The organism is Lentzea sp. JNUCC 0626 (genome assembly GCF_043632865.1).
GTDB lineage: Bacteria > Actinomycetota > Actinomycetes > Mycobacteriales > Pseudonocardiaceae > Lentzea.
Map to the genome: position 1 here is coordinate 5,173,403 of NZ_CP171635.1, position 18,016 is coordinate 5,191,418.

The 18,016-nt window shown below is 69.1% G+C and carries 19 protein-coding genes; 10 read left to right on the top strand and 9 right to left on the bottom strand.

The genetic code is table 11. From position 1 onward, the window contains the following. Positions 1-101: 101 nt before the first annotated feature. Entirely contained in the window at positions 102-1,574 is a 1,473-nt protein-coding gene (locus JNUCC0626_RS22965) for a leucyl aminopeptidase (protein WP_394621828.1), read from the top strand. 6 nt (positions 1,575-1,580) lie between these two features. Here JNUCC0626_RS22965 and JNUCC0626_RS22970 read toward each other — a convergent pair whose 3' ends face one another. Beyond that, complete coding sequence (locus JNUCC0626_RS22970; RefSeq protein ID WP_394621829.1) at positions 1,581-2,105, bottom strand: nucleotidyltransferase family protein; 525 nt, start codon at positions 2,103-2,105, stop codon at positions 1,581-1,583. A gap of 100 nt (positions 2,106-2,205) precedes the next feature. On the opposite strand from JNUCC0626_RS22970, the gene JNUCC0626_RS22975 reads away from it, so the two are divergent. Together JNUCC0626_RS22975 and JNUCC0626_RS22980 are read left to right on the top strand one after the other, a co-directional pair. Next, positions 2,206-2,673: an OsmC family protein gene (locus JNUCC0626_RS22975; protein ID WP_394621830.1), complete on the top strand. Its 468-nt coding sequence runs from the start codon at positions 2,206-2,208 to the stop codon at positions 2,671-2,673. A 34-nt stretch (positions 2,674-2,707) separates the two neighbouring features. After that, positions 2,708-3,694 (top strand): MerR family transcriptional regulator, encoded by a 987-nt coding sequence (locus tag JNUCC0626_RS22980; protein ID WP_394621831.1) that lies wholly within the window; start codon positions 2,708-2,710, stop codon positions 3,692-3,694. Here JNUCC0626_RS22980 and JNUCC0626_RS22985 read toward each other — a convergent pair. Beyond that, positions 3,691-4,017 (bottom strand): oxidoreductase, encoded by a 327-nt coding sequence (locus JNUCC0626_RS22985; protein WP_285647209.1) that lies wholly within the window; start codon positions 4,015-4,017, stop codon positions 3,691-3,693. The two genes, JNUCC0626_RS22980 and JNUCC0626_RS22985, sit on opposite strands and share 4 nt — an antisense overlap. Positions 4,018-4,196: 179 nt before the next feature. Between JNUCC0626_RS22985 and lpdA the strand changes: the two genes are divergently transcribed. The 6 genes from lpdA to JNUCC0626_RS23015 all read left to right on the top strand — a co-directional run bounded on the left by lpdA (position 4,197) and on the right by JNUCC0626_RS23015 (position 10,273). Continuing rightward, positions 4,197-5,585: a dihydrolipoyl dehydrogenase gene (gene lpdA, locus JNUCC0626_RS22990; protein WP_394621832.1), complete on the top strand. Its 1,389-nt coding sequence runs from the start codon at positions 4,197-4,199 to the stop codon at positions 5,583-5,585. Between the two features lie 54 nt (positions 5,586-5,639). Then, a complete protein-coding gene (gene sucB, locus JNUCC0626_RS22995; protein WP_394621833.1) occupies positions 5,640-7,385 on the top strand; it encodes a 2-oxoglutarate dehydrogenase, E2 component, dihydrolipoamide succinyltransferase in 1,746 nt (581 codons plus the stop codon). A 172-nt stretch (positions 7,386-7,557) separates the two neighbouring features. Next, on the top strand, positions 7,558-8,448 hold the full coding sequence (locus JNUCC0626_RS23000) for a TIGR01777 family oxidoreductase (protein WP_394621834.1): 891 nt from the start codon (positions 7,558-7,560) through the stop codon (positions 8,446-8,448). Continuing rightward, entirely contained in the window at positions 8,445-9,023 is a 579-nt protein-coding gene (locus JNUCC0626_RS23005; RefSeq protein WP_394621835.1) for a phosphatase PAP2 family protein, read from the top strand. The genes JNUCC0626_RS23000 and JNUCC0626_RS23005 overlap by 4 nt, the downstream gene beginning before the upstream one ends. Next, complete coding sequence (lipB, locus tag JNUCC0626_RS23010; protein ID WP_394621836.1) at positions 8,980-9,705, top strand: lipoyl(octanoyl) transferase LipB; 726 nt, start codon at positions 8,980-8,982, stop codon at positions 9,703-9,705. The genes JNUCC0626_RS23005 and lipB overlap by 44 nt, the downstream gene beginning before the upstream one ends. A gap of 103 nt (positions 9,706-9,808) precedes the next feature. Next, positions 9,809-10,273, top strand: a complete 465-nt coding sequence (locus JNUCC0626_RS23015) for a hypothetical protein (RefSeq protein WP_394621837.1) — start codon at positions 9,809-9,811, stop codon at positions 10,271-10,273. A gap of 156 nt (positions 10,274-10,429) precedes the next feature. Here the strand turns inward: JNUCC0626_RS23015 and JNUCC0626_RS23020 are convergent, their stop codons facing one another. From JNUCC0626_RS23020 to JNUCC0626_RS23030, 3 genes are read right to left on the bottom strand one after another with little or no spacing between them, the layout of a single operon-like run. Continuing rightward, positions 10,430-11,362: an LLM class F420-dependent oxidoreductase gene (locus tag JNUCC0626_RS23020; protein ID WP_394621838.1), complete on the bottom strand. Its 933-nt coding sequence runs from the start codon at positions 11,360-11,362 to the stop codon at positions 10,430-10,432. A gap of 30 nt (positions 11,363-11,392) precedes the next feature. After that, positions 11,393-12,400: a CaiB/BaiF CoA transferase family protein gene (locus JNUCC0626_RS23025; RefSeq protein WP_394622083.1), complete on the bottom strand. Its 1,008-nt coding sequence runs from the start codon at positions 12,398-12,400 to the stop codon at positions 11,393-11,395. Further along, positions 12,397-12,693 carry an antibiotic biosynthesis monooxygenase family protein gene (locus tag JNUCC0626_RS23030; RefSeq protein WP_394621839.1) on the bottom strand — a complete coding sequence of 99 codons (297 nt, stop codon included), beginning with the start codon at positions 12,691-12,693 and terminating at the stop codon, positions 12,397-12,399. Before JNUCC0626_RS23030 ends, JNUCC0626_RS23025 begins: the two co-directional genes overlap by 4 nt. A gap of 94 nt (positions 12,694-12,787) precedes the next feature. Here JNUCC0626_RS23030 and JNUCC0626_RS23035 point away from each other — a divergent pair, with 94 nt between their 5' ends. After that, positions 12,788-13,564, top strand: a complete 777-nt coding sequence (locus tag JNUCC0626_RS23035; protein WP_394621840.1) for a cyclase family protein — start codon at positions 12,788-12,790, stop codon at positions 13,562-13,564. A 174-nt stretch (positions 13,565-13,738) separates the two neighbouring features. On the opposite strand, the gene JNUCC0626_RS23040 is transcribed toward JNUCC0626_RS23035, so the two are convergent. Genes JNUCC0626_RS23040 through JNUCC0626_RS23055 form a run of 4 tightly spaced genes read right to left on the bottom strand, consistent with a single transcriptional unit; the run spans position 13,739 to position 17,913 of the window. Further along, a complete protein-coding gene (locus tag JNUCC0626_RS23040) occupies positions 13,739-14,719 on the bottom strand; it encodes an acyltransferase domain-containing protein (protein WP_394621841.1) in 981 nt (326 codons plus the stop codon). Between the two features lie 4 nt (positions 14,720-14,723). After that, the gene (locus tag JNUCC0626_RS23045) at positions 14,724-15,938 is read right to left on the bottom strand and encodes a ketosynthase chain-length factor (RefSeq protein ID WP_394621842.1); all 1,215 of its coding nucleotides are present in this window, start codon (positions 15,936-15,938) and stop codon (positions 14,724-14,726) included. Further along, positions 15,935-17,203 (bottom strand): beta-ketoacyl-[acyl-carrier-protein] synthase family protein, encoded by a 1,269-nt coding sequence (locus JNUCC0626_RS23050; protein ID WP_394621843.1) that lies wholly within the window; start codon positions 17,201-17,203, stop codon positions 15,935-15,937. The genes JNUCC0626_RS23045 and JNUCC0626_RS23050 overlap by 4 nt, the downstream gene beginning before the upstream one ends. Next, the gene (locus tag JNUCC0626_RS23055) at positions 17,200-17,913 is read right to left on the bottom strand and encodes a hypothetical protein (RefSeq protein ID WP_394621844.1); all 714 of its coding nucleotides are present in this window, start codon (positions 17,911-17,913) and stop codon (positions 17,200-17,202) included. The genes JNUCC0626_RS23050 and JNUCC0626_RS23055 overlap by 4 nt, the downstream gene beginning before the upstream one ends. Positions 17,914-18,016: the final 103 nt, after the last annotated feature.

Sequence of the window (18,016 nt, forward strand, 5' to 3'; positions counted from 1 at the left end):
GATTGCGGCGAACGTGGCGGGGCTGGGCATTAGTGGGACAGTCCGACCTTTAGCATGAGTCACGATTCCGAGCCCCGCCCGCAACAACCCTGGAGCAGCACGTGACAGCCCCGAAGCTGGCCCTCACCGAGGGTGACCTGAGCACCACCGCCGCGGACGCAGTCGTCGTGGGCACCCTGCAGGGTGCGGACGGCCTGGAGCTCGCGCCCGGTGCCGAAGCGGTCGCCGCCGCGTTCGACGGCGCGCTGCTCGACGTGCTCGGCACGCTACGCGCGTCCGGCAAGGCCGACGAGCTCGTGAAGGTGCCGACGTTCGGCAAGATCGCCGCCCCGCTGGTCCTGGCCGTCGGCCTGGGCAAGTCCGCCGGCGAGGAGCAGGTGCGCCGCGCGTCCGGTGTCGCCGCCCGCGCGCTGGGCGGCAAGAAGCGCGCGATCAACACGCTCGCCGCGCTGCACGTCGGTGCCGCCGCCGAGGGCACGCTGCTCGGCGCCTACTCGTTCACCGAGTACAAGTCCGACAAGGGCGAGGGCCCGGTCGCGAAGGTCGACCTGCACGCCGCCGGTTCCAAGGAGAACAAGGCCGCGCTGAAGGCCGCCGTGGCGATCGCCGAGTCCGTCGCCATCGCGCGCGACTTCATCAACACCCCGCCGAACGACCTCTACCCCGCCTCGTTCGCCGCCCGCGCGGAGAAGCTCGCCACCGCGGCCGGCCTCGACGTCGAGATCCTCGACGAGAAGGCCCTGAAGAAGCAGGGCTTCGGCGGCATCCTGGGCGTCGGCGTGGGTTCGACCCGCCAGCCGCGTCTCGTGCGCATCTCGTACAAGGGCGCGAAGGCCGTCAAGAAGGTCGCGCTCGTCGGCAAGGGCATCACGTTCGACACCGGCGGCATCTCGATCAAGCCGGCCGCGGGCATGGACGAGATGACCTCGGACATGTCGGGTGCCGCCGCGATCGTCGCCACGATGGTGCTCGCCGCGAAGCTCAAGTACCCGCTGGAGATCATCGCGTCGATCCCGATGGCGGAGAACATGCCGTCCGGTGACGCGTACCGCCCCGGCGACGTGCTGACCATGTACGGCGGCAAGACCGTCGAGGTGCTCAACACCGACGCCGAGGGCCGGCTGATCCTGTCCGACGCCATCGTGCGCGCGTGCGAGGACAACCCGGACTACCTGATCGAGACCGCGACGCTGACCGGCGCGCAGGTCGTGGCGCTGGGCAAGCGCACGGCGGGCGTCATGGGTTCGGACGAGTTCCGCGACCGGGTGGCCGCCATCGGCACGGCCGTCGGCGAGTCGGCGTGGCCGATGCCGCTGCCCGAGGAGCTGCGCGCCGACCTCGACTCGCGCCTCGCGGACCTCGCGAACGTGACCGGGCACCGCTGGGGCGGCATGCTCGCCGCCGGGCTGTTCCTGCGCGAGTTCGTGGCCGAGGGCGTGCAGTGGGCGCACATCGACATCGCCGGTCCGGCGTTCCACACGGGTGGGCCTTACGGGTACACCTCGAAGGGCGGCACGGGCGTTCCGGTCCGGACCATCGCAGCTGTGCTGGCGGACATCGCGGCCAACGGCTGATCTTCTTCACGGCGACGGGCGGGGACCTCTGCGGAGGACCTCGCCCGTTTCCTGTTCAGGCCACGGGAGAACGGTCAGGTCCGGCCACTGCTCCCGCCACCTGGCCGTTTTGGTCTCGTAGACGTGTTTCGGGGCGAGCACGGGATTCGGGCGGACGACGAGGTCGAACACGTCCGACAGGCCGTGCGGCGCGTAGACCCGCCATCGGCCGTCGGATTCCGTGCGGACACCGACACAGCACGTGGTGGCGGCGAACGAGTCGATGGCGGCCTCCGTCGACTCGTAGGGCAGGCACGGCACGCCGAACTTCTCCTCGTACCAGAGGTGGACGCGGGCCTCGTTGCGGATCTCGACGGCCGCGGGCCTGCCGGTGACGACGTTCCACACCGTCTGGACCACGCACCCCGCCGTCAGGCACCAGCCGGGCAGACGCAGGTCCGCAGCGCCCACGAGGACGTTCATCAGGACCTCGTTGCGGCTCAAGGCTTCCCGCAACGTCTCGACCTGCTCGTCCATCCTTTCAGGACTCACATCCGCTCCCCAGATCCGAAGTGGACTGCGCAGCGGGCCTCCCTCGGAGCCCGCGCAAAAGAGGCTAGGCGCTCGGGCGTGTGAGGAGGAGAATTTCCACATGGGGACGCATCAGTACGAGACCGAGGTCGTGTGGACCGGCAACACCGGAAGCGGTACGTCCGGCTACAAGACCTACGAGCGCGCGCATGAGATCCGGGCCGAGGGCAAGGAGACGATCCTCGGCTCGTCCGACCCGTCGTTCCGCGGCGACCGGAGCCGCTACAACCCCGAGGAGTTGCTGGTCGCCTCGCTGTCGCAGTGCCACATGCTCTGGTACCTGCACCTGGCCTCGACCAACGACGTCGTCGTGACGGACTACCGCGACCGCGCCACCGGCACGATGGCCGAGCACCCGGACGGGTCGGGGCGGTTCACCGAGGTGGTGCTCAACCCCGTCGTGACGGTCGCCGATCCGGCCACGCGGGAGAAGGCGCAGGCGTTGCACGAGAAGGCGCACGCGTTGTGCTTCATCGCCGCCAGTGTGAACTTCCCCGTGCGGCACGAACCGATCGTGGAAACCGCTTGAGTCTCAAGCCGCTTGAGACCGCAGGGTGGTCCGCATGACCACCTTGTACCCCATCGGGGACGTCGCGCGCCGCACCGGACTGAGTGTGAGCGCCATCAGGTTCTACGCGGACGAAAACGTTGTGCCGCCGACCAGTCACACGGACGGCGGGTACCGGCTCTACGACGTCGAGGCGGTTGCCCGGCTGGAGCTCGTGCGGACGTTGCGCGATCTCGGCGCGAGTCTTGAGGACGTGCGGCGGCTGCTCGCCGACGAGACGTCGTTGCACGACCTCGCGACCACGCATCTCGTGATCGTGGAACGGCAGTTGCGGCATCTGAAGGCGCGGCGGGCCGTGTTGCGGACCATCGTCGGGCAGGGCGGCGGGGCTCGGCAGGCGGCGTTGATGCACGCGCTCGTGTCGATGTCCGACGAGGAACGCGAGCGGTTGCTGGACGACTTCTGGAACGAGGTGACGGACGGGCTGACGGTGCACCCGTCGTTCGTCGAGCACCTGCACCGGTTGCGGCCCGTGCTGCCGGAGGAGCCGGAGACCGAGCAGCTCCAGGCGTGGATCGAGCTCGCGGACATGGTGCAGGACAAGGGTTTCCGGCGTGAGATGCGGGAGTTCTTCCACGCCGGCCTCACCTCGCCGCAGGCACTCACCGTGACGTCGCCGGAGATGGCGGCGCGCGTCGAGGCGCATCGGTTGATCGAGATCGAGGCGCACGAAGCCGAACGGGCCGGGGTGGCACCGGACTCGGAGCGCGGCAGGGACATCGCCGCGCGCATGCTCGACTCGATCGCCGGACTCACCACCGCTGTCACGGGGACGCCCGCGGAACCCGCCGAGGTGAAGCGGGCCCTGAGCGAACCGGACCCGGTCGTCGACGAGGTGGCGCGGCAGGCCGTCGCCCGGTTCGGCGACCTGCTCGACCGCTACTTCGCGCTGATGGCGACGATCAGCGGCACGCCCGTACCGGACCCGGAGGACACCGGCGCGAGCGAGCCGTGGATCGCCGCCGCGATGACCGCGATCTAGCCGTTGCCGAGCTTGCGCTGACGCGCCGTGTAGTCGCGCATGCGCTTCGGGTAGCCGACGATTCCCGCGTCGTAGATCGGCATGCCGAGTTTGCGTGCGAACGACCTCGCGGCGTCCGGCGAGGCGACCCTGCGGCGGGTCCACTCGCCGTCGTGAGCGACCAGCACCACAGTGGTTTCGGTCACCGTCGTCTTGGGCTCCACATAGGCCTCGACGCCCTGACGGCTCTTCGTCCACTGCTCGAGATGGCTGGTGTCCTGGTTGGAGGCGGTCCGCAGCACACCTGGGCGTGGCTTCCTGCGGAAACGGTCGAACAGCCCCATCGAGCACCTCCTGCGTCTCCCTCCACCATGATGCCAGGAAAGGGTGTTATGAGTAGGTGAATGATCAGGGCCGGGCGTGGTGTCCTATGCCGGATCACCACGCTCTGGCAAGTAGTGACAAGATGGCCGCGTACCTCGCGCGCACCCGCGCGTAGTAAGTAATCCCGAGGAGATCCGAAGTGACTTCGCCGGAACTGGAGTCGGCCACCAACGCCGATCTCGTCATCCTCGGCGGTGGTTCAGGTGGCTACGCCTGCGCGTTCCGCGCGGCCGAGCTCGGCCTGTCCGTCGTCCTGGTCGAGAAGGACAAGCTGGGTGGCACCTGCCTGCACCGCGGTTGCATCCCGACCAAGGCGCTGCTGCACGCGGCCGAGGTCGCGGACAACGCCCGCGAAGGCGACCAGTTCGGTGTGAAGTCCTCGCTCGAAGGCATCGACATCGCCGGTGTCAACTCGTACAAGGACGGCGTGGTCTCGCGGCTCTACAAGGGCCTGCAGGGACTCGCGAAGGCCAACAAGGTCACCTTCGTCGAGGGCGCGGGCACGTTCGTCGGCCCGAACACCGTCGAGGTGAACGGTCAGCGCTACGTCGGCAAGAACGTGGTCCTCGCGACCGGTTCGTACGCCCGCAGCCTGCCCGGTCTGGAGATCGGCGGCCGGGTCATCACCAGCGACCAGGCCCTCAACCTGGACTTCATCCCCGAGAAGGTCGTCGTCCTCGGCGGCGGCGTCATCGGTGTGGAGTTCGCGAGCGTGTGGCGTTCGTTCGGCGCCGAGGTGACCATCGTCGAGGCCCTGCCCCGCCTGGTCCCGGCCGAGGACGAGTACGCGTCCAAGCAGCTGGAGCGCGCGTTCCGCAAGCGCGGCATCAAGTTCAAGACCGGCGTGAAGTTCACCGGCGCCACCCAGACCGACTCGGGCGTGTCCGTCACGCTGGAGAACGGCGACGTCCTCGACGCCGACCTGCTGCTCGTCGCGGTCGGCCGCGGCCCCAACAGCGCGGGTCACGGCTATGAGGAAGCCGGCATCAAGATCGACCGCGGCTTCGTGATCACCGACGAGCGCCTGCGCACCAACCTCCCGAACGTCTTCGCCGTCGGCGACATCGTGCCCGGCCTGCAGCTCGCGCACCGCGGCTTCCAGCAGGGCATCTTCGTGGCCGAGGAGATCGCGGGCCAGAACCCGAAGGTGATCGACGAGGCGGGCATCCCGCGGGTCACCTACTGCAAGCCCGAGGTCGCGTCGGTCGGTCTCACCGAGGCCGCCGCCAAGGAGAAGTACGGTTCGGCCGAGACGTTCGTGTACGACCTCGCGGGCAACGGCAAGAGCCAGATCCTGAAGACCGCGGGTGGCGTGAAGCTCGTGAAGGCTCCCGACGGCCCGGTCGTCGGCATCACCATGGTCGGCGAGCGCGTCGGCGAACTCATCGGTGAGGCGCAGCTGATCTACAGCTGGGAAGCTTTCCCGGAGGACGTGGCTCCGCTGATCCACGCCCACCCGACCCAGACTGAAGCCCTGGGCGAGGCGTTCCTCGCTCTGGCCGGCAAGCCGCTGCACGTGCACGGCTGACCGTTCCCCACACAAAGTCAGCCACACGACGAGAGCACGAGGAGTCAGCGAACAATGGCCTTCTCCGTCCAGATGCCCGCACTCGGTGAGAGCGTCACCGAGGGCACGGTCACCCGGTGGTTGAAGCAGGAAGGCGACCGGGTGGAGGTGGACGAGCCGTTGCTCGAGGTGTCCACCGACAAGGTCGACACCGAGATCCCGTCTCCGGCGGCCGGCGTCCTGCAGAAGATCGTCGCGCAGGAAGACGACACCGTCGAGGTCGGCGGCGAGCTCGCGGTGATCGGTGACGGCGACGCCGCACCGGCCTCCGCCCCCGCCCCCGCCGCTCCCGCGCAGGAGGCTCCGGCCCCCGCCCAGGAGGCGCCCGCCCCCGCCCCGGCTCAGGAAGCGCCCGCCGCTCCCGCGCCGGCCGGCGGCCCGGCCGAGGGCACCGACGTCACGATGCCCGCGCTCGGCGAGTCCGTCACCGAGGGCACCGTCACCCGCTGGCTGAAGCAGGTCGGCGACAGCGTCGAGGTCGACGAGCCGCTGCTCGAGGTCTCGACCGACAAGGTCGACACCGAGATCCCGTCCCCGGTCGCCGGCACGCTGCTGGAGATCTCCGCGGGCGAGGACGAGACCGTCGAGGTCGGCGGCAAGCTCGCCGTCATCGGTTCGGGCAGCCCGGCTCCGGCCGCCGCTCCCGCCCCGGCCCCGGCTCCCGCTCCGGCCGCACCGGCTGCTCCGGCTGCTCCGGCCCCGGCTCCCGCGCCCGCCGCCGCGCCTGCCCCGGCTCCGGCCGCCCCTGCGCCCGCGCCTGCCGCGCCGGCTCCGCAGGCCGCGCCCGCCGCGTCGTCTTCTTCTGAGGACGCGAACGGCACGCCGTACGTCACCCCGCTCGTGCGCAAGCTCGCGTCGGAGAACGGCATCGACCTGGGCTCGCTCAAGGGCACCGGCGTCGGTGGCCGCATCCGCAAGCAGGACGTGCTCGCCGCCGTCGAGGCCAAGAAGGCCCCGGCTCCGGCGCCCGCCGCCGCTGCTCCGGCTGCTGCCCCCGCCGCTCGCACCGCCGCCCCGGCCGCGGTCGACAACTCGGGCAAGCGCGGCACCGTGCAGAAGCTCCCGCGTCTGCGTCAGATCGTGGCGCAGCGCACCCGTGAGTCGCTGCAGCAGTCGGCCCAGCTCACCCAGGTGTTCGAGGTCGACGTGACCAAGATCGCCCGGCTGCGCAACCAGGCCAAGAAGGCGTTCGAGGCTCGTGAGGGCGCCAAGCTCACGTTCCTGCCGTTCTTCGCCAAGGCCGCCATCGAGGCCCTCAAGGCCCACCCGGTGCTCAACGCGTCGATCGACGAGGAGCGCAAGGAGGTCACCTACCACGGTGCCGAGCACCTCGGTCTGGCGATCGACACGGAGCGCGGCCTGCTCAACGCCGTGATCCACAACGCCGGTGACCTGAACCTGTCGGGCATCGCCCACAAGATCGGTGACCTGGCGGCGCGCGCCCGTTCGAACAAGCTCACGCCGGACGAGCTCGCCGGTGGCACGTTCTCGCTGACGAACCTCGGCAGCAACGGCGCCCTTTTCGACACCCCGATCATCCAGCAGCCGCAGGTCGGCATCCTGGGCGTCGGCGTCGTCAAGAAGCGCGCGGTCGTCATGACCGACGAGGACGGCAACGACACCATCGCCATCCGCTCGATGATGTACCTCGCGCTCACCTACGACCACCGCCTGGTCGACGGTGCCGACGCGGGCCGCTTCCTCACGACGGTCAAGAACCGTCTCGAGGAAGGCGCGTTCGAGGCCGACCTCGGTCTCTGACACCCCCGCAAGACTCCGAGCAGGACTGATATCCGATATATTGGATACTGCCTGTAGTGGATGTTGACCGAAGGCCACCCTGGTTTGACCGGGGTGGCCTTCGGCACATCCTGGGTCCGTTATGTCTTTGGTGGCTGTGCACGTGATGCTTGAGTGGGGAACGATCTAGGTCATGCGGGTAGTCATCGCGGGATCGTCGGGCCTGATCGGAACGAGCCTGGTGGCGTCCATGCGCGCCGCCGGTCACGAGGTGCTGCGGCTGGTGCGCCGCAAAGCCGCCGCCCCCGACGAACGCGGCTGGGACCCGTACGCCGGGCGCATCGACGAGGGCACGTTCGACGGCGTCGACGCGGTCATCAACCTGTGCGGCGCCGGCATCGGCGACAAGCGGTGGGACGACGCCCGCAAGCAGGTCCTGCACGACAGCCGCGTCGTCCCGGCCGAGGTGCTGTCGGCGGCGTGCGTCGAACACGGCGTGCTGGCGCTCGTGAACTCCTCGGGCGCCCACTACTACGGCGACACCGGCTCGCGCCTCGCCGACGAGGACGCGCCGGGCGGCCACACCTACATGTCGCGCCTGACCCAGGACTGGGAGGCGGCGACGTCGGCGGCGCAGGAAGGCGGCGTGCGCGTCGTGCTGATGCGCACCGCCGTCGTCATCTCCCCGTCGGGCGGGGTGTTCGGCCGGTTGAAGCCGGTGTTCCAGTTCTTCCTGGGCGGCAAGCTCGGGACGGGCGAGCAGTTCTTCCCGTGGGTGTCGCTCGACGACGTCGTCTCCGCCTACCGGTTCGTCGTCGAGCACGACGACGTCCGCGGGCCGGTGAACGTCGCGGGCCCGACGCCGGCGACGAACGCCGAGTTCACCAAGGCGGCCGGCGCGGCGCTCGGCCGGCCGACGCCGTGGACGGTGCCCGCGTTCGCGCTGAAGACGTTGCTCGGCGCCGAGATGGCCCAGGAACTGCTGCTCAGCGGTCCCGGCCTGACGCCGAAGGTGCTGGAGAGCAAGGGCTTCCACTTCCTGCACCCGGCGTTGCCGTCCGCACTGACCGCGGCGGTCGCATGACTCGTGCGCTCGCGGCGGTGCTGGTGCTCTCGTGGGTCCTGACAGGACTCCCGGAGACGACCCCGCTCGACGTGTGGGTGCACGACGGACTGCCGCGACCCGAGTGGTTGCAGACGACGGCGTTCGTGATCGGCCTGGTGCTCGGTCCGACGCTCGGGTGGGCGTTCGCGGCCGTGTTGTTCGTGCTGGCGTGGAAGCGGCGCGACCCGCGGCTGTGGAAGGCGCTGGCGCTGCACGGGATCTGCTGCGCGACACTGCTGACGCGGTTCCTGTTCGACCGCGTCCGGCCCATCGAGTACCACCTGCCGAGCTATCCGAGCGGGCACACGGTGGCCATCGCGTCGGTCGGGTTCACGCTGGTCGTGCTGTTGCGGCGAGGTGTGTTGTGGGCGGCGCTCGCGGTGCTCGTGGGCGGGTTCGCGAGAGTCGTTCTCGAGATGCACTGGGTCACCGACGTCATCGGTGCCGTGCTGGGTGTGACGGGCGTCGGGCTTTTGGCAGCCATGGCGCTGGGGTTGGTAACGTCGGGTCGTGAACTCGTGTCGCACCTCGACAGACCCCGTCGTCATCCGTGAGCTGGGGCTCATCGACTACATGGCGGCGTGGGACCTCCAGAAGGAAGTCCTGGACGCACGCGTCGCGGCCGGTCCCGACACGCTCCTCCTGCTCGAGCACCCGCCCGTCTACACCTGCGGCCGGCGCACCCTCGACGAGGAACGCCCGCGCGGCGGCAGCACCCCGGTCATCGACGTCGACCGCGGCGGCAAGATCACCTGGCACGGCCCCGGCCAACTGGTCGGGTACCCGATCGTCAAGCTCACCGACCCGATCGACGTCGTCGACTACGTCCGCCGCGTCGAGCAGGGCCTGATCGACGTGTGCGACCAGCTCGGCGTGCACACCGGCCGCGTCGAGGGCCGCAGCGGCGTGTGGCTGCCCGCCGACGACCGCGGTCCCGAGCGCAAGGTCGCCGCCATCGGCATCCGCGTGCAGCGCGGCGTCACCATGCACGGCTTCGAGATCAACTGCAACGCGAGCCTCGACGCGTTCGGCGACATCATCCCGTGCGGCATCAAGGACGCGGGCGTCGCTTCGCTCTCGCACGAGCTCGGCCGCGACGTCACCGTCGCCGAGGTCCTGCCTCTCGCCCGTGACTCTGTGCTCGCGGCGCTCGACGGAACGCTCCCCCTGACGGACCGCACTTTGGCCCGCACTGGCCCCGTCGCGCCGGGGATCACCTTCGCTAGCATTCCGTAGCCCTGCGGCGGGGAGCGGCGGAGTTCTCCTCGGGGCATTCGGAGGAGGGTGCGTCGTGAGGTTGTCCCGACGCCAGTTGTTCACGGCTGCCGGTATTACCGCGTTGACGGGTGGAATCACGTCGAGCGGCACCGGCGCGATCGCGCTCGCCGAGCCCGACGGCAAGCCGGTGCGCGCGTGGTCCGGTGAGATCCAGGTCGCCGAGTGGGAGCAGTACCACCTCGGCCTCGACGGCGGCGCGCACCAGAAGGCGCTGAGCGCATTGGGCATCGCACATCGCGATGGAGTCCACGCGGACGAGCAGTACCTGATGGTGCCGGTCGAGTCGGTGCGCCGGGCGGCGCTGGAGTTCGGCGACCACGCGGCCGCCGACGTGCTGCGCGCCCGGTTCGACCTCGACTCGCCCTCGATGCTCGGCCGCGGGTTGAAGCTGGTCCTCGGGCGCGACGGCCTGGAGAAGAGCTACTTCCACGACCCGGGCCTTCAACTGCGATACATCGGATATCGGCGGAGGTTCGCCGACGTCGTCCTGCCGATGCCGACGGTGGTGCGGCGGGCGCTCGCCTGATATCCAGTACCCGATATCCCATATCCAGTACGCGATACATCGCATGCCACACAGGGGATATCGGATATCAGGTACTGGATATCAGGCCGCCGCCGACATCCCGTACCCGATATCCAGTACCCGATACGCGATATCCGATGTGCGATATATCGGATATCAGGTCAGCTGCGGCGCGACGTCCGACGCGATCTCGGTGATGTGGTCGAGGTCGGCCAGGTCCAGGGTCTGGAGGTAGACGCGCTGGATGCCCGTCGCCTCGCGCCACGCGCCGACGCGGTCGACGACCTCGGCCGGGGTGCCGGCGAGGCCGTTCTGCTTGAGTTCGCCGACCTCGCGGCCGATCGCGGCGGCACGGCGGGCGACGTCGGCGTCGGTGCGGCCGACGCAGGCGACGAGCGCGACCGAGCGGGTGATCTCCGCCGGGGCGCGGCCGATGGCCTCGCAGGCGGCGTCGACGCGGGCGAACTGGGCGACGGCGTCGTCGATGCCGACGAACGGCAGGTTGAACTCGGTGGCGTAGGTGGCGGCCAGTGCCGGGGTGCGCTTGGCGCCCTTGCCGCCGATCAGCAGCGGGATGCGGTCCTGCGCGGGCTTCGGCAGGGCGGGCGAGTCGGTCAGCGTGTAGTGCTTGCCGTCGAACGAGAAGGTGCCGCCGACCGGGGTCTGCCACAGGCCGGTGATGATCGCGACCTGTTCCTCGTAGCGTTCGAACCGCTCCCCCAGCGCCGGGAACGGGATCCCGTACGCGGTGTGCTCGGTCTCGTACCAACCCGCGCCGATGCCGAACTCCACGCGGCCGCCGGACATCTGGTCGACCTGGGCGACGCTGATGGCGAGCGGGCCGGGGTGGCGGAACGTGGCCGCGGTCATCAGCGTGCCCAGGCGGATCGTCGACGTGTCGCGGGCGAGGCCCGCGAAGGTGATCCACGGGTCGGTCGGGCCGGGCATGCCGTCGACCGAGCCCATCTTGAGGTAGTGGTCGGAGCGGAAGAAGGCGCCGTAGCCGGCGTCCTCGGCCGTCTTCGCGACGCGGAGCAGGTCGTCGTAGCTCGCCCCTTGCTGGGGCTCGGTGAAGATGCGCAGTTCCACGACCACAAACTTAGCGAAGGCAAGTTTTGGTCAGGATGAGGTTTCCGGTGAGAACCGCGGGGCCGGGACGGCGGCGCCGTCGGCGGTGAACACCCCGCGCGCGACCAGGTGCGGGTACGAGGCAGCCTCCTCCAGGGTCAGCACCGGGGTCACGCAGGCATCCGTGGACGCGAACACCGAGGCCCACTCGTCGCGGGTCCGGGTCAGGAACGCCTCGGCGAACGTCTTGCGCAGCAACGGCCACGAGTCGCGGTCCATCTGCGCGGGAAGGTCCGAAGCAACCAGCCCGAGGCCGGCCAGCAGCAGCGCGTAGAACTGCGGCTCCAACGACCCCACCGCCACGGAACGGCCGTCCGCGCACTCGTACAGGGCGTAGAACGGACACCCACCATCGAGAAGGTTCGAGTCGGGCGCGTCCTCCCACACCTCCTGCGCCTTCATCGACCAGATCATCTGCGCGAGCGACGCCACGCCGTCGACGATGGCGGCGTCGACGACCTGGCCGCGGCCGGTGCGCTGGCGTTCCCACAACGCCGCCAGCACCCCGAGCACCAGGTACAGCGAGCCACCACCGAAGTCGCCGACGAGGTTGAGCGGTGGTTTGCCGATCGCGTGCAGCAGCCCGGTGACCGACAGGTAGTTGATGTCGTGGCCCGCGCGCTGGGCCAGCGGCCCGGTCTGGCCCCACCCGGTCATGCGCGCGTAGATCAGGCCGGGGTTGACCGCGAGGCAGTCGGACGGCCCGAGCCCGAGGCGTTCCAGCACGCCGGGCCGGAAGCCCTCGATCACGACGTCGGCCGCCGAGATCAGCGACAGCACCGAGGCACGACCTTCGGACGACTTCAGGTCCGCCGCCACCGAACGCCTGCCGCGCAACAGGAAGTCGCGGGAGGCGTCCGGCACCACGGACAGGCCGCCGGACGGACGTTCGACGCGGGTGACCTCCGCGCCGAGGTCCGCCAGCAGCATCGCGCCGTGCGGGCCGGGACCGATGCCGCCGAACTCGACGACCTTCAGTCCGTCCAGAGGAGACATCAGACGGAGGCGACGAACGACAGGCGCGGGTTGAAGATCGCGCCGGACGACTCGGCCAGGCCGCGCATCGCCTTGGCGTGGTTGCCGAAGTCCGGGTGGGCCAGTGCCGCGCGCAGGGCGTCGGCGCTCTCCCACAGCGCGATGTTGATGTAGGAGGCGGGGTCGTCGAGCTGACGCGAGAGCGTGTACTGGATCAGGCCCGGCTGTTCGCGCAGGAACGCCGCCGTCTCGTCGAAGGCCTTCTCGAACTCCTCGGGGTCACCGGTGAGCGTGAAGCGGTTCAGGAAGGTGATCATGCGAGAGCTCCCTCTAAAACGGTGTCAGACCACCGAAAACTCTGCACACCGCGTCTTGAGACGTGCTCAAGGAACGCCCGCCAAGCTCTGCTCCATGCGCATCATCGATCTGTCTTCCCACATTGACGCAGCCGCGTACGAAGCGGACCCGGTGACGCACGAGGTGCTCACGGCCGCCCAGGGCGCGGAACACATGGCCGAGCAGCTCAAGGCGCGCCTCGGCATCGAGTTCGACGTCTCCGTGCTGCGGGACTCCGAGTTCCTCACGCTGGACCGGATCAGCCTGACCTCCCACACCGGCACGCACGTCGACGCGCCGAGCCACTACGGGTCGAAGACCACGTACGGCAACGGAATCCCGCGCCACATCGACGAGATGCCGCTCGAGTGGTTCCACAACCCCGGCGTGAAGCTCGACGTGCGCGGCCACGGCACCGGCGTCATCGGCGTGGAGGTGCTGGAGAAGGAGTTCGCCCGCATCGGTTACACGCCGAAGCCGATGGACATCGTCATCCTCGACACCGGCGCCGCCGAGCACGCGGGCACCCAGACCTACTTCACCGACTACACCGGACTCGACGGCCCCGCCACGAACTTCCTGCTGGACCTGGGGGTCAAGGTGATCGCGACGGACGCGTTCAGCCTCGACGCGCCGTTCCCGGACATCGTCAAGCGCTATCTCCAGACCAAGGACGAGAGCGTGCTGTGGCCCGCGCACTTCGCCGGCCGCGACCGCGAGTACTGCCAGATCGAACGGCTCGCGAACCTGGACGCGTTGCCGGACTTCGGCTTCACCGTCGTCGCGTTCCCGGTCAAGATCAAGGGCGCCGGTGCGGGCTGGACGCGCGCAGTAGCCCTTCTGGACGACTGAAAACCGGACAACCGTTCTTCAAGTGAGAGCTGAATCACCGTACCTACCCTCGTAGGTATGGAAAACAGCGATTCATGGCCACCAGAGAACGAAGACCACATCATCCGAGGCATCGACTAGCAGGCACTAAAGGGCCGCCCTCCAGGAGAGGGCGGCCCTTTTATATTCCGGAAATCAAACCAGCCGAGCGCGAGCGGTCTCCACGGAGTCGTGGGAGTCCAGCAACGGCAACACCTGCGACGAACCGGACCGCACCGCCTTCGTGCGGCGCGCGAACGACGTCAACGTCTGTCCGGGCCCAGCCTCCACCAGCAGCACGTCGTACATCGCCACCAGCTCGTTCAACGCCGGTCCGAAGTAGACGGCGTCGGTCAGCTGCCGAGTCCAGAACCGCGCCGACAAAGCGTCCTCAGCGGTCATCAGCTTGCCCGTGTACCCCGAGTACACCGGCAGCGAAGGCGCAACGGGAGAAGCGCTCCACGACGCCAACGCCTCGTCGACAGCGGGCTGCATGGCAGGACTGTGGAACGGCGTGGAAGCCGGCACCGTCACCACGATGTACTCGTCCGCCTCCAGCCGGGCCCGCACCCGCGCCAACGGCTCGTCGGACCCGGCCAGCATCGTCTGCCGAGCCGAGTTCACCGCGGCGATCGCGACGTCCCCTTCCAGATACGGCACCAGATCCGCCTCGGAAGCGGCAACGGCCAGCATGCCGCCGGACGGGATCGGCACCGCCGACACCACCCGGTCCAGCACGAGAGAAACCGCTTCCTCCAACGAGAACACGCCCGCCAAAGTCGCAGCCACGACCTCACCCGCGGAGTGCCCGATCAAGGCAACCGGCTCGACACCCCACGACAACACCGTGCGCCCCAACGCGTAGTCCACCGCGAACAGCAACGGCTGCGCGCGCGACACGTGATCGATGTCGGTCCCGGCCAGCCAGTCCTCGCAGGCGACCGAACCCACCTCGCCGAACAGCTCGAACACCTCGTCGATCACCGAGGTGAACACCGCGTCCGTGCCGTACAGGGACGCCGCCATCCGCGGGTACTGCGATCCCTGGCCCGGAAACATAAGTGCTACGTCCACAACACGCCTCCAGAAACGGCTCAAGGGCCGCGAGAGAGAAAACCCTCGCGGCCCTTGAGGCATGACATCACCTGTACTCGCGAACCACCATGGCGGAGTTGAAGCCGCCCTTGCCGCGGCCGAGCACCAGAGCGGCCTTGATCTTGCCGTGCCGCGCCTCGTTCATCACGAGGTCGAGCTCGTACTCCGGCACGACGTTCTCGACGTTGACGGTCGGCGGGATCGCGCTCCAGTAGATGGAGAGGATCGCCGACGCCACGTCCAGCGAGCCACCACCGGCGAAGAGACGGCCGGTCATGGTCTTCGGGGCTGTGACGGGCACGCCGTACGGCCCGAAGATGCCCTTGATCGCCTCGGCCTCGGCCTTGTCGAGCTCCGGGATGCCCGCCGCGTCGGCGAACACCACGTCGATCTCCGAGGCGTCCATGCCGGCGTCGCGCAGGGCCAGTTCGGCCGCCCGCTTCAGACCCGGCTCCCGCGACGGCATCTTCGAGTCGAACGTCGAGGCGTACCCGACGATCTCGCCGTAGATGCGCGTCCCCGGCCGTCCCGCCGCCGACTCCGGCGTCTCGACGACCATGATCGCGCCGCCCTCACCCGCGACGTACCCGGAGGCGTCGCGGTCGAACGGCAGGTAGGCGCGCTTCGGGTTGTTGTTGCGGGACAGGTTGCCCGACGCCTGGTGGGCCACCCACGCCCACGGGCACAGCGAGGAGTCCATGCCGCCTGTCAGCGCGAGTTGCACGCCCTTGCGCAGCTGCCTGCGGGCGTGCCCGATGGAGTCGATGCCACCGGCCTGCTCGGACACCACGACCGCGCCAGGACCACGCGTGCCGTGCCTGATGGAGATCTGGCCCGTGTTGACCGCGTAGAACCACGCGAACGACTGGTACGCCGAGACGTACTCCGGACCCTGGTGCCACAGCTTCTGCAGTTCGCGCTGCCCGAACTCGTACCCGCCGGCGGTCGCCGCGGTGATCACCGCGATGTCCGTGTCGGGGATGTCGTTCGGCTGCACACCCGCACCACGCAACGCCCAGTCCGTGCCGACGAGTGTCAGCCGCGTCATGTGGTCCGTCTGCGGCAGCAGGCGACCCTGCAGGTGCCGCCCTGCCTCGAAGCCAGGCACCTCACCGGCGATCTTCGCCCAGTAGTTCGCGCTGTCGAACCGGGTGATCGGCCTGATCGCCGCCTCCCCGTGCAGGGTCGCCCGCCAGTACGCGGTCGGCCCCAGTCCGTTCGGAGACGCGATGCCGATCCCCGTCACCACCGCCCGAGTCACCGGCCTGCCCCTTCCACCTTCTTGAGCACCATGGCGCTCTGGAATCCACCGAAACCGCTGCCCACGGTCAGGAGCGTGTTGACCTTCTTCTCGCGCGCCACCAGTGGCGTGTAGTCGAGGTCGCACTCCGGGTCCTGCTCGTGGAGGTTCGCCGTCGGCGGGATGAGGTCCTGCTCGAACGCCAGCAGCGAGCCGACGATCTCCAGGGACCCGATCGCGCCCAGCGAGTGCCCGATCATCGACTTGAAGCCGGAGACCGGGGTCTTGTAGGCGTGCGCACCGAGAGAACGCTTGAAGGCGGCCGTCTCGTGCAGGTCGTTCTGCTTGGTGCCCGACCCGTGCGCGTTGATGTAGCCGACGTCCGTCGCGTCCGCCCGCGCCTGCTTCAGCGCGATGTTGATGGCGTCGGACATCTCGATGCCCTCGGGGTGCAGGCCCGTCATGTGGTAGGCGTTGCACCGCGAGGCGAAGCCGCCGATCTCACCGTAGATGTGGGCGCCGCGAGCACGGGCGTGCTCCAGCTCCTCCAGCACGATGATCGCGCAACCCTCGCCCAGCACCAGGCCGTCGCGGGTCTTGTCGAACGGCCGGCAGGCCGTGGTCGGGTCGTCGTTGCGGGTGCTGGACGCGCGGATCACGTCGAAGCACACCACGGTGATCGGGGAGAGCGGAGCCTCGGTGCCGCCGGTGACGACGACGTCCGCGGAGCCCTCCATGATCAGCTCGGCCGCGTAACCGACCGAGTCGAGACCGGAGGTGCAGCCCGTGGAGACCACGGAGACCGGACCTTCCGCGCCCACTGTCCACGCCAGCTCCGTCGCCATCGAGGACGGCGTGAAGTAGTCGTAGAGGTGCGGGACGGCGTAGGACTGGTCGACCTCCCAGTACTTGCCCCGGTCGGAGCCGACGATGAACTCGCGCTCCAGCGAGGTCGTGCAGCCGACCGCGGTGCCGAGCGAGACACCGATGCGGCCGGGGTCGAGCTGGTCGAACTCGATGCCGGAGTCGGACATCGCCTCACGACCCGCGACCACGGCGAACTGCGCGGCCCTGTCGAGCCGGCGGATCTCCTGCGGTGTCAGGCCTTCGCGCACTGGATCGAAATCTGCTTCCCCCGCCATGCGGGAGCGGTACGGAGACGCGTCGAAGTGCGTGATGTTGCGAGTCGCCGTACGCCCTTCGGACAGCAGTTTCCAATACGCCTTCGTTCCGATGCCACCAGGTGCGACCACGCCCACCCCGGTGATGACGGCGCGACGACTCATCGGACACCTCCAATCGCCTTCTGTGCGGACACGGTCTGCTCCAATCTCGGACAGGGCACGGGAGCGATACCTGTTTCTGCCGAATGAACCGATGGTGAAACGGCCCGATCGAGGCCACCTCGAACGACGGCGTAGAACCCCTGCACGAGGCTTGCCCCCGCATCCGCGGCGAACAGCTGCTTTGCCGCCGAACCGCCTTCGTCATGACATCCAAAACCAAGGGGCACACCGGTTTCCGCGATCGACGCGACGATCTCGCCGATCTGGTCCGGCCACAGCTTGCCCGCTGTGTCGTGCAGCAACACGGTTTCCGCCCCAGCCTCCGCGGCTGTCAGCACGACCTCCAACGCGTGTTCGGGGTCGATCAGCCAGCCGTCGAAGAAGTCCCGCGCCTCGACGATCACTCGTCGTTCGGCGCGCACGAGTTGACGCACGGCGTCCCTGACCATCGAGAGACCGTGCCCTTGCACGACAACCGCCACCGCGGGGGTTTCCGCGGCCAGCAAGGCGGTGAGGTCTTCCGCACCACCTGATGCGATGAGGGTGGCCACCCGCAACCGGAGTTCGATCGCCGCCCGGTGGTAGAACGACCGGACGGGCCTTCCTCCGTCGACGAACGCGACCCCGAGCGCGTCGAGGCGCCGCGCCGCGACCAGTCTGTCCGAAATGGACAGGCTGGTGCGACGCAGCGAGATGTCGTAGAGCTTCATCTAGAACCCCGACAACAGCACTCGAGAAGCCTCGATCTCGTACGCGCAATGCCCGACTTCCGAAGGGCAACCCTTGCGCTGGTGCTCGACCGCGGCTTTCTCC